The sequence below is a fragment of the Nocardioides sp. NPDC004968 genome (assembly GCF_040608935.1).
Lineage (GTDB): Bacteria > Actinomycetota > Actinomycetes > Propionibacteriales > Nocardioidaceae > Nocardioides.
On the sequence record NZ_JBEXJF010000022.1, the window covers coordinates 74,163 to 84,792 of the forward strand.

A 10,630-nucleotide genomic window follows, 5' to 3' on the forward strand; every position below is an offset into this window, starting at 1 on the left:
CGGGGCCGCCCTTCGGACGTACGTTGCGAGAGGGCCTGGCCGGGGCCCGGCTACCGCCTCGACCGGTCCGTTGGCACACCAACGACCGAGGAGGCAGCATGTTCATCCAGATGATTCAGGGTCCCTGCACCCGGCAGGACGAGGCCCGCCAGTTGCTCGACGAGTGGCGGCGCGACTTGGCGCCGGGCGCGACCGGGTGGCTCGGCGGCACCAACGGATTCACCGACGACGGCCAGCTCATCGGGGTGGTTCGCTTCGAGTCCCGCGAGGCGGCGATGGCCAACTCCGACCGTCCCGAGCAGGGGGAGTGGGCCGCGAAGATGGCCGAGGTCATGGACGGGCCGATGGAGTTCCACGACTGCGACGACGTCACGCTGCTGTTCGACGGTGGCTCCGACGACGCCGGGTTCGTGCAGATCATCCGCGGCCGGGTCGACGACCCGAGCCGGCTCAAGGCGATGATGACGACCGACACCACCCAGCTGCACGAGATGCGCCCCGAGATCCTCGGCGGCACCCTCGCGATCGAGGCGGACGGCAGCTTCATCGAGACCGTCGCGTTCACCAACGAGGACGACGCCCGCAAGGGCGAGCAGATCGAGCCGCCCGCAGACGTACGCCGCGAGCTCGACTACGCGATGCAGGGTGCGACCTTCTACGACCTCCACCGCCCCTGGTTCGAGAGCGCCTGAGGAGGCCGACGATGTTGACCGACAGCAGTGTGAGGGCGAACATCCCGGCCGCCGACCTCGGCCGGGCACGCAGTTTCTACGCCGACAAGCTCGGGCTCGAGCCGAGCGAGGAGAGCGAAGGCTGGCTGGTCTACACGACAGCCGGTGGCACGTCCTTCCATCTCTACGAGACCGAGCAGGCGGGCAAGGCCGGGCACACGATCGCCCAGTTCCACGTGGCCGACGTCCGCAAGGAGACCGAAGGCCTGCGCGCCAAGGGGGTCAGCTTCGAGCACTACGAGATGCCCGGAGTGACCTGGGACGGTGACGTGGCCGGCATGGGCGAGGCCGGTCACGCGGCCTGGTTCAAGGACAGCGAGGACAACATCCTCTGCATCGACGACGCTGCACCTGCCTGAGGGGGAACACGGAAGGGCCCGGCTCAGCCGGGTCCTTCACCTGCGCCGACGTGCTGAGCCAGGTACGCCTGGAGGCCGACGCGATCGATCGCGTCGAGCTGGGACTCGAACCAGTCGGCGTGCTTCTCCTCGTCGCGGACCATCTCCTCGAAGACGGCGGCGGTGCCGTGGTCGCCGAGCTGGTGGCACTCCTCGCCGCCGGCGTTGAACTGGGCGACCGCGGCGCGCTCGCTCGCCAGGGCGAGGGAGAGCATCTCCTCGGCGGTCTCGCCGACCTGGATGGCGTTGAGGCGCTGCACGTTGGGATGGCCGTCGAACATCAGGATCCGGTTGATCAGCTCGTCGGCGTCGCGCATCTCGTCGATGGAGAGGTCGTAGAAGACCTTGCCGAGCTTGGGCAGACCCCAGTTGTCGAGCATCCGAGCATGCAGGAAGTACGTGTTGGTGACCGTGAGCTCGAACGTGAGCGCCTCGTTGAGGAGCTCGACGACGCGTGGATCGACTGGCTGCATGGCGTACCTCCGGTAACGGGATCTGTCCCGATACTCGCACGGCACCCCGGGAGTGAGGACAGACTCAGTTTGTGACCGGTTGCGTACGTCAGCTCGCGGCGCCGTCGGCCACGAGGTGCGAGCACTCCTGCTCGAGATGCCGGCTGACCTGCTTCTTCACCGAGAAGATGCACGAGCCGCAGTCCTGAGCGGCCCCCGTGGAGCGGCAGATCGCGCTGACCGTACGCGCCCCGTCGGCCAGCGCGGCGTCGACATCACGGTCCGTGACGACTCGGCACTGGCAGACGATCATGGGTTTAGGTTAGCCGAACCTAATCAGGAAGACGAGCGGGCGTCCCACTTCTTACCTTTCGGTCCTGTCGCGGCCATTCACATTTTGCCGGTCACATTCTCCCGGTATGGTCCAGGTCACACCGTCGCTCCCGCCCTCGGAGGATCTCTTGCGCATCGCAGTCATCGGCACCGGCTTCGGCGGCCTGGCCGCCACGATCGAGCTCAAGAAGCGCGGCCACGACGACATCGTCGTGTTCGAGAAGGCCGGGGACGTCGGCGGTGTCTGGCGGGAGAACACCTACCCGGGCGCCGCCTGCGACGTACCTTCCAGCCTCTACTCCTACTCCTTCGAGCCCAACCCGCACTGGCCCCACAAGTTCTCCCGCCAGCCCGCGATCCTCGACTACATCCACCGGGTCGTCGACAAGTACGACGTACGCCGCCACATCCGGTTCCACACCGAGGTGACCGCCGCCCGCTGGGACGACGAGTCGAAGACCTGGCGGCTCGAGCTCAGCACGGGGGAGACGGAGACGGTCGATCTGTTCGTCCCTGCCGTCGGTCAGCTCTCCCGGCCCTCGACCCCGAGCATCCCCGGCGCCGACACGTTCAGGGGAGAGGCCTTCCACTCCGCCGAGTGGAACCACGACCTGAGCCTCAACGACAAGCGGGTCGCGGTGATCGGCACCGGGGCCAGCGCGATCCAGTTCGTGCCCGAGGTGCGCAAGGACGCGGCGCGGGTGCTCCTCTTCCAGCGCTCGGCGCCCTACATCGTCCCCCGCAAGGACTTCGAGCGCACCGACGCCGCCAGCCCGATCCCGCAGCTCCTCAACCGCGCGAAGATCTGGGTCCAGGCCGAGTGGCTCACCACGTCCTTCCACGTCAAGCCGTTCGGTGCGGTCATGCGGGCCTGGTCCAAGCGCCACATGAGGGCGCAGACCGCGGCGAAGCCGGGGCTCTTCGAGAAGGTCTGGCCCGACTACCCGTTCGGCTGCAAACGCATCCTTTTCGCCGACGACTACCTGCCAGCCCTCGCCCAGCCCGACGTGGACGTGATCACCGACGACATCGTCGAGATCACCCCGACCGGCGTGACGACCGCCGACGGGCAGCACCACGAGGTCGACGTGATCATCTGGGGCACCGGGTTCAAGGCCACCGACTTCCTCGCCCCGATGACGATCACCGGCACCCAGGGCCGCGACCTGCACACCCATTGGAAGGACGGCGCCCACGCCTACCACGGCATGACCGTCCCGGACTTCCCCAACCTGCTGATCATGTACGGCCCCAACACCAACACCGGTGGTGGCTCGATCATCTTCTTCCTGGAGACGCAGGCCCGCTACCTCGGTCGGTACGCCGATCACGTCGCCGACGCCGGCCCGCTCGAGGTGCGGGCGGAGGTCGAGGAGGCCTATGACGCGCGGATCCAGGACAAGCTGGCCGACAGCGTCTGGAGCAAATGCACCTCCTGGTATCGCGAGCGGAACGGCCGCATCACCACCAACTGGCCCAGCATCTCGGCCCATTACCGCCGCAGCGCCAGTTACGACAAGGCCGACTACACGCCGGCCTGAAACGATCTGATAGGCCATTGTGACCAACCTGTGCATTCCCTTATTCGTGTCTGAGGCCACATACTCGAAGGGATGACTACCTCAACCCCCCGGCGGCGACACTTCGCCGCGAGTCCTTTCAAGGCAGATCCCGAGCCGGTCATTGAGCAGTTCGAGTCAGGGGACCTGGTTTCCCACGACTCCTTCGGCCTGGGTCGGGTCGTCAACAAAGAAACGGCCGCAGTCACTGTCGACTTCGGTCCCCGACTGGTGCGTATCGCCAGCCCCTTCCCCAAGCTTTCCAAGCTCTGACCACCGTCTGAGCTGCACGAGAATCGCCCTCCCCGAGCACTGCTCGGAGAGGGCGATCTCGGTTTTGAAGGGGTCTACCTCCGTTTGACCGGATAGGCCGCGTCGACCTCCACCTCGACGAGCCATCCGTCGACGGGCAGGTTCTCGATCTCGAGCGCGAACCTCGACGGACGCGCGGGGTTGACGACCATCGGAGCCGCCGGCGCAGCAGTGCCCAGCGGCACCGGGACCGCCTCGCCGGTCGAGACCGACGTGTTCGCGAAGAACTGCCGGTAGGCCCGGTTCCAGCCCGCGAAGTCCATCTTCGCCTCGCCCGCGGGGTTCTGCAGGAAGACGCGCATCGTGATCACGTCGTCGTAGGAGAGCCCGGCCGCCTCGAGGTTCTCCCCGATCCGGCGCAGCACGTTGATCCCCTGGGCCTCGGTGATGGTCACGCCCGGCGGCAGCTCACCACCCGGGAACACCTCGGTGTCGATGTAGCCCAGCTCGCCGCTCGCCCCGGTGTTGAGCCGGGACGGACCGAGACCGCTGGTCTTGTAGATCGCGGCCTCCGGCCCGATAGCGACGCCGTTGGCGATCGACGGGTTGTCCTGTCCCGCGGGCAGCACCGAGATCGTCTCCCCGCCACGCGGCGGACGGTGCCCATTAGAAGCGCCCGACCACGTGCTTCCGGCGACCGCCGCCGTCGGAGCGACCAGAGCCGCGGTCAACCCGACCACAGCCAGCACCTTCGTACGCGGCGACATCATGCCGTCACCCGCGCGTGCAGCTTCTCGACGGCTGCCCGGGCGGCCGTGATCGCGCCGTGCTGCCAGGCCACGGAGTGACTGAGGTGGTCACCGGCGAAGTACGTGTTGCCGGTGGCGTCCAGCAGCCGTGTGTAGAGCGGATCGGTATCGGCCGTCGTCGAGTAGGCCCAGGCTCCCTCCGAGAACTTCTGCGTCTTCCAGTCCTGGCTGTAGGAGGCGGTGATGCCCTCGCCGTAGACGTCCCCGAAGATCTGCTTGCCCATGTCCACCGCCCGCGAGAGCCGCTGGGCGGGGCTGAGCACGCCGTAGGTGTCGGCCGCGCTACCGGTGTTGTAGTAGCCGATCATCGTGCCCTTGTCCCCGTTGAACCCGTACGACGGGTGCCACATGTTGCGCAGGTCGAGGCGGGTGTTGGTGATGCCGCCGTAGATCCGGAAGTCCTCCTCCCACCAGCGTCGGTCGTACTCGATCCCGATCTTGCCGGCGTTCGAGGGCCCGAAGGACTTCAGGCTCGCGGTGATGTCGGCGCCGAGGTTGTGCTGGACCTTGGCCGCGATGTTCGGAGGCATGCAGTTGATCGCGAAGTCCGCCTTGATGGTCTCGGTCCTCCCGCGAGCCTTGTAGGACACGGAGACGCCGGTCGAGGTGTTGTTCCACTCGACGACCTCGGCCCCGTAGCGGATGTTCCGCGCCCCGACGGCCTTGGCGAAGGCGTTGGGGATCGCGTCCATGCCGCCGACCGGCTGATACATCATCATCGCCTGGTCGTAACCGAACTCGAAGGAGAAGTACTGACCCAGCCCGGCGGCGAGGACAGCACTCATCGAGTTCGGGGCGACCTCGGTGCCCGACTCCTGCCCGGCCCCGGGCTCGACCGTGTAGCCCGCGCGGCTGGAGCCGGTGTAGGCGTACCCCTCCGCCTTGGAGCCGAGGTCGCCGAAGTTCCTCAGGAAGGCGATCAGCGCCTCCTTGTCGGCGGCGGTCAGCTCCTCGTCCAGGGCGCCCTTGTCGGTCGCCTTCGCGAGCAGCTCGGAGACATAGCCGTACGTGTCCGCCTTCGCCTGACGCATCTGCACTGCGCCGATGCCGTGGTCGCCGGGGTAGTAGAGCAGTGCATTGGCGTTCTGGTTGGTGAACGCCTCGATCGGGACGCCCAGCTCCTTGCAGTAGTCCAGCGTGATGTGGCTCTGCGGCAGCCGCCCGGGCCCCGCGTTCATGTACTGCCCCTTGGAGAACCCGGCCACCTGCGTGACCCCGTTCAGATCGGTCACCCGGGTGCCGCCGCGCACGGTGAAGTTGCGACCGCCCGGCCGCTCGCGCCCCTCGAGCACGGTGACCTTGTAGCCACCCTTGAGCAGCTCGTACGCAGCGGTGAGCCCGGCGATGCCGCCGCCGAGGATCACGACCGACTTGCTGCCGGCCCGGGCGAGATCGGAAGGCTTGGGAGGAGTGAAGCTGGGGGTCTCCGCGGCGTGAGCCGAGGTGAGCCCGAGAGCACCCATGCTGTGCAACATGACTCCCGCGCCGCCGGCGAGGCCGACGTTGCGCAGGAAGTTCCGACGTGACTGAGTCTGAGTCATGTGGGGGGATCCAATCTGTTGGGGACGCCCCGAAACGTAGGAACCCTTTGTTGCACCGCGATTGCGATTGCGTCTCACTGGAATGCGCATTCCCGAACCGGCGAGTAGCCCTAGGATCGACCCGTGACCGTCACCATCCGCGCTGCAGCTCCCGCCGACGTACCCGAGATCCTCCGCCTCGTCCACGCCCTGGCCGTCTACGAGAAGGAGCCCGACGCCGTCGAGGCCACGGAGACCGACTTCACCGCGGCGCTCTTCCCGGAGTCCGGCACCCCGACCACCCGCTGCCTCATCGCCGAGCTCGACGGCACGGTCATCGGCATGGCGGTCTGGTACGTCACCTTCTCCACCTGGACCGGCCGCAACGGCATCTGGCTAGAGGACCTCTTCGTAGACCCGGCCCACCGCGGCGCCGGCGCAGGCAAGGCCCTCCTCGTACGCCTCGCCGAGATCTGCGTCGAGAACGACTGGCGCCGCCTCGAGTGGTGGGTGCTCAAGTGGAACGAACCGTCGATCGCCTTCTACCGCTCCCTCGGCTCGGTCCCGCAGGACGAGTGGGAGGTCCACCGCATCGACGGCGACGCGCTGAAGGAGCTGGGCGCCGCCGGCGGTAGCTGACCTCAGGCCCCGAACTCAGGCCTCGTACGCAGCGGCGAACCGCCGCGCCCACTCCCCGAAACCGCGTGCCGGCCTGCCGAGCACTTCCTCGACGTGCGGACTGACCGCCTGCTCGTCGGCGGTCGGGTGCCCGAGGATCGCGAGCGTTCCCTCGACGACGGCCGGCGGCATGAACTCCAGCATCTGACTCTGGGCCTCCTCCGGGGTCAGGTCGACGAATTCCACCGGACGCCCGATCGCCGCCGCGATCTCCTCGACCCGCTCCCGCGGCGTGGTCGCGGCGGGACCGGTGATCTCGTACGTCCGCCCCGAGTGACCGTCCTCGGTCAGGGTCGCCGCGGCGACCTCGGCGATGTCGAGAGGGTCGACCACGGGAAGAGCCACATCCCCGTACGGCGCGTGGACGGCGTTCGTCTCCTTGATCATCGGCACCCAGGCGAGCGCGTTGCTCGCGAAGCCGCCGGGATGCAGGATCGTCCACTCCATCGCCGAGCCCCGCACCGCTTCTTCGAGGTCGGCGAGCGGCGCGTGCGACGGTGTCCCCGGCCGGGTGCCGACGGCCTGCGAGGAGAGCAGGACCACGCGGCGTACGCCTGCCGACTCGGCGTGCTTCATCAGTGCCGGTCCATCGACATGAGCGCCGGCGCCACTGACGATCAGGAACAGCGCGCCGGCGCCGGCCAGGGCCGGCGCCAGGGTCGTGACGTCGGAGAGGTCAGCCACCGCGGTGGCGACTCCCGGCCGGGTCGGCAGCGGTGCCGACATCCCGCGCGAGACGGCGGTGACGGTGTGCCCGGCGTCGGCCAGCAGCTCGACGAGCGGTTGCCCGACATTCCCCGTCGCTCCGGTGATGACGATCATCGAGGGCTCCATTCATGGGTTGAACTGGATCTGTTTGAAACCAGCGTTCGAAACGACGTTAGATCCCTCGATACAGTGGGTTCCCCAAGGTAAGTATTGGAGCGATATGACCTGGCGTCCGAGCACTGACGAGCCGGTGGCGGCCTGTCCGATCACCCCGGCGGTCGAGCTGATCTTCAGCCGATGGACCACCCCGATCCTGTGGACGCTGCACGAGTTCGGCACCCAGCGCTTCGTGGAGCTGGAGCGCCGCCTCGGCACGATCTCCTCGAAGGTGCTGACCCAGCGCCTGCGCCAGCTCGAGCGCGACGGCCTCGTCGAGCGCCGCTACCACGCCGAGGTGCCACCCCGGGTGGAGTACGACATCACCGACCTCGGCCGCAGCCTGCAGCCGGTCTTCGCCGCCGTCGGCAACTGGTCGGAGGCGAACATGCCCGCCGTGGAGACGGCGCGGCAGGCCTACACCGGTCCACTACCCCGCTGAGGCCGGCTCCGGCGCAGCGCCGGGCCCGGGCAGCACATCGATGTCGTCGGCATGCATCGGCTCGCCGCAGTGCGAGCACCGCAGATCGACCCGCCCGATCTCCCCGCACGCATGATGCCGGTAGACCACCGGCGGCCCGGCCTCGCCCGCGAGCCACTTGTCACCCCACCCGACCATCACCATCAGCACGTCGACGAGCTCGCGCCCCTTCGCCGTCAGCACGTACTCATAGCGCGGCCGGTTGTCGTACGCCTGCTTCTCCAGCACCCCGTGCTCGACCAGATGCCCGAGCCGCTCGGTGAGCACCTTCCGCGAGATCCCGAGATCCGCCTGGATCTGGTCGAACCGGTTCATGCCCACCCAGATGTCGCGCAGCACGAGAGGCGACCACGGCTCACCGATCACATCGAGCGTCCGCGCGATCGAGCAGGCCATGTCACCGAAGTTCGTACGTTGCATGACCCGAATCTACCATTTGGGGTTCCCTGAGGGAACTCAAAGTGTTACGGTCACAGAGTCTCTTCAGGAAACTCTGACCTCTGGGAGCGAACATGAGCAAGGTCCTCGCAGCACTCTCGGTCTCCGTCGACGGCTTCATCACCGGTCCCGGCCCCGGCCCCGGGCGCGGCCTGGGGGACGAGTTCCCCGAGCACATCTCGCTCGAGATCGTCGACGTCGTCCCCGCCCCCGGCGTCACCCACCTCCACTACCGCGTCATCCGCTGACCGAAGCAAAGAGAAGACCGATGATCAATCCCGACGTACGCCCCTTCCTCGAGGGGACCGCCCTGGCCCATGTCGCCACGATCGGACCCGACGGCGCCCCGCGCACCTCCCCGGTCTGGATCGGAACCCACGGCGACCACGTCGTCTTCCTCACCGGGAACCGCGGCCGCAAGTACCGCAACCTCCACACCGACCCGCGCATCGCCCTCTCCCTGGCCCCGCAGGAGAACGACTTCATGCCGGTCATCCTCCGCGGCCGCGTCGTCGGTTGGGTAGAGGACGAGACGCGCTGGGCGATCATCGACGAGATCGCCACCCGACACACCGGCGCGCCCTATCCCCGCGAGGTCGACGCGTACGGCGACCGTGTCGTCGCCCTGATCGATCTCGAGTACCAGCACATCGGCGTCGGCTGAGCCGGCTGCCGGATCACCGCTCGCCGAGAACGGTCGTGACCAGCCCCTCGACTTCCTCGGTACGCAGCGGCACCGGCGTCATCAGCCGCCGATAGAACACCGCGCCGGCCAACGCTTCCGCCGCCCGCTCCGGATCCCCGACATCCTGTCCGGACTCCCGCAGCCGGGTGAGCGCATCGACCAGCCGCGTACGCCGCTGCGCGCTGTAGCGGTGGTGCAGTTCCCGCAGGCCCGGGTCGCGCTCAGCGCCGTCGAGCACAGCGGGAAGACAGTCGGACATCAGTGACGACTGCATGGCAGAGGCGAGATGAGCGACGATCGCAACCACATCGGCGCGCGGGTCCTGTCCGCCGGCTTCCGGGCGCGGCTGCACGTTGAGCGTCTCCATGGCCGCGGCGACCAGGCTGAGCCGGTCGTGCCCCAGCCGGTAGATCGTGCTCCGGGCGACGCCGGCACGGGTCGCCACCCCGTCGATGCTGAATCCGCCGTATCCCCGCTCGGCGAGCTCCGCGAGCGCCGCTTCGAGCACTCTTTCCCGGCTGCGCACCACTCGGGGATCCGTACGCCCTTGACGAGAAGCCATGCCCGGAGCCTACTATGCAACAGTAGTGTTGCAGAGAGGAGAGACAGATGATTCCAGGATTCCGCTACATCGTCGACGACATCACTGCCGCCGTCGCCTTCTATCGCGAGCTCGGGTTCGAGGACGTCGGTCCGAGAGCCGGCGGCTTCGCGATGCTCGAGGGTCACGGGCTGCGGCTGATGCTGAACACCCCTGGTGCCGGCGGCGCAGGGCAGGCCGCCGACGACGGCAAGGTTCCGAGCCCCGGTGGCTGGAGCCGTATCCAGCTCGAGGTGGCCGATGTCGACCAGGAGCTCCGGCGTCTGAGTGAGGCCGGAGCCCGGGTACGCACCAGCCGCATCGATGGCCGGGGCGGCGCCCAGGCAGTGATCGAGGACCCGGCCGGCAACCCGGTCGAGCTCTTCGCCCCCGCCTGACCGGCTGGTCACGAGGCCCTTGGCGCCGGGTGAGGGAAACCAGCCACGGGCCTTGTGCGGGGGTCTAGAATGGGGCCCAGAACATCGCACGAAAAAAGTTGCCCTGGCGATTTGAAACGGCGTCAGGGTGTGTGTAGTGTTCTCCGAGTCGCCAGGGTGCGGCGGGAAGCAAGCGCGAGTCTTCGGGCGGGCTTCCGGCCCCGGAGCGGCCACCTCCACTCTTTCGAGCATCGCTCGATCCAGAGTGTTCTGGCAGCGGGTCTCAGGATCTGCCGAAGAATGCAAGATCTGATTCACATCAGATCGTCATGGCTGTGTAGGTGTGGATATTGCTTTTATCCGTATCCGGTGTGAATACGCCGAATTGGACAACAAAGCGAGATCCGATAAAGTCCTCCAGGACGAGGCGGAAACACAACTGCTAAACCAGGGAAAGCGCGGAACGCGCCGAA

General features: G+C 67.6%; 15 protein-coding genes. 8 read left to right on the forward strand and 7 right to left on the reverse strand.

Features of this window, described 5'->3' with window-relative positions; all coding sequences use genetic code 11:
- Positions 1-98 precede the first annotated feature (98 nt).
- Both ABZU72_RS19285 and ABZU72_RS19290 read left to right on the forward strand, forming a co-directional pair.
- On the forward strand, positions 99-692 hold the full coding sequence (locus tag ABZU72_RS19285; protein WP_355020440.1) for a hypothetical protein: 594 nt from the start codon (positions 99-101) through the stop codon (positions 690-692).
- 11 nt (positions 693-703) lie between these two features.
- Complete coding sequence (locus tag ABZU72_RS19290; protein ID WP_355020441.1) at positions 704-1,090, forward strand: VOC family protein; 387 nt, start codon at positions 704-706, stop codon at positions 1,088-1,090.
- A gap of 23 nt (positions 1,091-1,113) precedes the next feature.
- Here ABZU72_RS19290 and bfr read toward each other — a convergent pair whose 3' ends face one another.
- The gene (gene bfr, locus ABZU72_RS19295) at positions 1,114-1,602 is read right to left on the reverse strand and encodes a bacterioferritin (RefSeq protein WP_355020442.1); all 489 of its coding nucleotides are present in this window, start codon (positions 1,600-1,602) and stop codon (positions 1,114-1,116) included.
- Between the two features lie 88 nt (positions 1,603-1,690).
- Positions 1,691-1,894 (reverse strand): (2Fe-2S)-binding protein, encoded by a 204-nt coding sequence (locus ABZU72_RS19300; protein ID WP_350665493.1) that lies wholly within the window; start codon positions 1,892-1,894, stop codon positions 1,691-1,693.
- 148 nt (positions 1,895-2,042) lie between these two features.
- On the opposite strand from ABZU72_RS19300, the gene ABZU72_RS19305 reads away from it, so the two are divergent.
- Complete coding sequence (locus tag ABZU72_RS19305; protein ID WP_355020443.1) at positions 2,043-3,455, forward strand: NAD(P)/FAD-dependent oxidoreductase; 1,413 nt, start codon at positions 2,043-2,045, stop codon at positions 3,453-3,455.
- A gap of 365 nt (positions 3,456-3,820) precedes the next feature.
- Here ABZU72_RS19305 and ABZU72_RS19310 read toward each other — a convergent pair whose 3' ends face one another.
- Together ABZU72_RS19310 and ABZU72_RS19315 are read right to left on the reverse strand one after the other, a co-directional pair.
- Positions 3,821-4,492 (reverse strand): Rid family hydrolase, encoded by a 672-nt coding sequence (locus tag ABZU72_RS19310; RefSeq protein ID WP_355020444.1) that lies wholly within the window; start codon positions 4,490-4,492, stop codon positions 3,821-3,823.
- On the reverse strand, positions 4,492-6,075 hold the full coding sequence (locus ABZU72_RS19315) for an FAD-dependent oxidoreductase (protein WP_355020445.1): 1,584 nt from the start codon (positions 6,073-6,075) through the stop codon (positions 4,492-4,494). The genes ABZU72_RS19310 and ABZU72_RS19315 overlap by 1 nt, the downstream gene beginning before the upstream one ends.
- Positions 6,076-6,198: 123 nt before the next feature.
- Here ABZU72_RS19315 and ABZU72_RS19320 point away from each other — a divergent pair, with 123 nt between their 5' ends.
- The gene (locus tag ABZU72_RS19320) at positions 6,199-6,693 is read left to right on the forward strand and encodes a GNAT family N-acetyltransferase (protein WP_355020446.1); all 495 of its coding nucleotides are present in this window, start codon (positions 6,199-6,201) and stop codon (positions 6,691-6,693) included.
- A gap of 15 nt (positions 6,694-6,708) precedes the next feature.
- Here the strand turns inward: ABZU72_RS19320 and ABZU72_RS19325 are convergent, their stop codons facing one another.
- A complete protein-coding gene (locus tag ABZU72_RS19325; RefSeq protein ID WP_355020447.1) occupies positions 6,709-7,554 on the reverse strand; it encodes an NAD(P)H-binding protein in 846 nt (281 codons plus the stop codon).
- 106 nt (positions 7,555-7,660) lie between these two features.
- On the opposite strand from ABZU72_RS19325, the gene ABZU72_RS19330 reads away from it, so the two are divergent.
- Entirely contained in the window at positions 7,661-8,038 is a 378-nt protein-coding gene (locus ABZU72_RS19330) for a helix-turn-helix domain-containing protein (RefSeq protein ID WP_350717688.1), read from the forward strand.
- Here ABZU72_RS19330 and ABZU72_RS19335 read toward each other — a convergent pair.
- On the reverse strand, positions 8,027-8,497 hold the full coding sequence (locus ABZU72_RS19335; protein ID WP_355020448.1) for a helix-turn-helix domain-containing protein: 471 nt from the start codon (positions 8,495-8,497) through the stop codon (positions 8,027-8,029). The genes ABZU72_RS19330 and ABZU72_RS19335 overlap by 12 nt on opposite strands.
- A gap of 92 nt (positions 8,498-8,589) precedes the next feature.
- Here ABZU72_RS19335 and ABZU72_RS19340 point away from each other — a divergent pair, with 92 nt between their 5' ends.
- The gene (locus tag ABZU72_RS19340; RefSeq protein WP_355020449.1) at positions 8,590-8,763 is read left to right on the forward strand and encodes a hypothetical protein; all 174 of its coding nucleotides are present in this window, start codon (positions 8,590-8,592) and stop codon (positions 8,761-8,763) included.
- A gap of 20 nt (positions 8,764-8,783) precedes the next feature.
- The gene (locus ABZU72_RS19345) at positions 8,784-9,179 is read left to right on the forward strand and encodes a pyridoxamine 5'-phosphate oxidase family protein (RefSeq protein WP_355020450.1); all 396 of its coding nucleotides are present in this window, start codon (positions 8,784-8,786) and stop codon (positions 9,177-9,179) included.
- Between the two features lie 13 nt (positions 9,180-9,192).
- On the opposite strand, the gene ABZU72_RS19350 is transcribed toward ABZU72_RS19345, so the two are convergent.
- Positions 9,193-9,762, reverse strand: coding sequence for a TetR-like C-terminal domain-containing protein (locus ABZU72_RS19350; RefSeq protein ID WP_355020451.1), 570 nt, complete (start codon positions 9,760-9,762; stop codon positions 9,193-9,195).
- 47 nt (positions 9,763-9,809) lie between these two features.
- Between ABZU72_RS19350 and ABZU72_RS19355 the strand changes: the two genes are divergently transcribed.
- On the forward strand, positions 9,810-10,178 hold the full coding sequence (locus tag ABZU72_RS19355; protein ID WP_355020452.1) for a VOC family protein: 369 nt from the start codon (positions 9,810-9,812) through the stop codon (positions 10,176-10,178).
- The last annotated feature ends 452 nt before the right edge of the window (positions 10,179-10,630 follow it).

Excerpts from the sequence above, each read along its gene's own strand:
- ABZU72_RS19285 (WP_355020440.1), top strand. The coding sequence starts at position 99 with ATGTTCATCCAGATGATTCAGGGTCCCTGCACCCGGCAGGACGAGGCC.
- ABZU72_RS19290 (WP_355020441.1), top strand. The coding sequence starts at position 704 with ATGTTGACCGACAGCAGTGTGAGGGCGAACATCCCGGCCGCCGACCTC.
- bfr (WP_355020442.1), bottom strand. The coding sequence starts at position 1,602 with ATGCAGCCAGTCGATCCACGCGTCGTCGAGCTCCTCAACGAGGCGCTC.
- ABZU72_RS19325 (WP_355020447.1), bottom strand. The coding sequence starts at position 7,554 with ATGATCGTCATCACCGGAGCGACGGGGAATGTCGGGCAACCGCTCGTC.
- ABZU72_RS19315 (WP_355020445.1), bottom strand. The coding sequence starts at position 6,075 with ATGACTCAGACTCAGTCACGTCGGAACTTCCTGCGCAACGTCGGCCTC.
- ABZU72_RS19335 (WP_355020448.1), bottom strand. The coding sequence starts at position 8,497 with ATGCAACGTACGAACTTCGGTGACATGGCCTGCTCGATCGCGCGGACG.
- ABZU72_RS19355 (WP_355020452.1), top strand. The coding sequence starts at position 9,810 with ATGATTCCAGGATTCCGCTACATCGTCGACGACATCACTGCCGCCGTC.
- ABZU72_RS19340 (WP_355020449.1), top strand. The coding sequence starts at position 8,590 with ATGAGCAAGGTCCTCGCAGCACTCTCGGTCTCCGTCGACGGCTTCATC.
- ABZU72_RS19310 (WP_355020444.1), bottom strand. The coding sequence starts at position 4,492 with ATGTCGCCGCGTACGAAGGTGCTGGCTGTGGTCGGGTTGACCGCGGCT.
- ABZU72_RS19345 (WP_355020450.1), top strand. The coding sequence starts at position 8,784 with ATGATCAATCCCGACGTACGCCCCTTCCTCGAGGGGACCGCCCTGGCC.
- ABZU72_RS19330 (WP_350717688.1), top strand. The coding sequence starts at position 7,661 with ATGACCTGGCGTCCGAGCACTGACGAGCCGGTGGCGGCCTGTCCGATC.
- ABZU72_RS19350 (WP_355020451.1), bottom strand. The coding sequence starts at position 9,762 with ATGGCTTCTCGTCAAGGGCGTACGGATCCCCGAGTGGTGCGCAGCCGG.
- ABZU72_RS19300 (WP_350665493.1), bottom strand. The coding sequence starts at position 1,894 with ATGATCGTCTGCCAGTGCCGAGTCGTCACGGACCGTGATGTCGACGCC.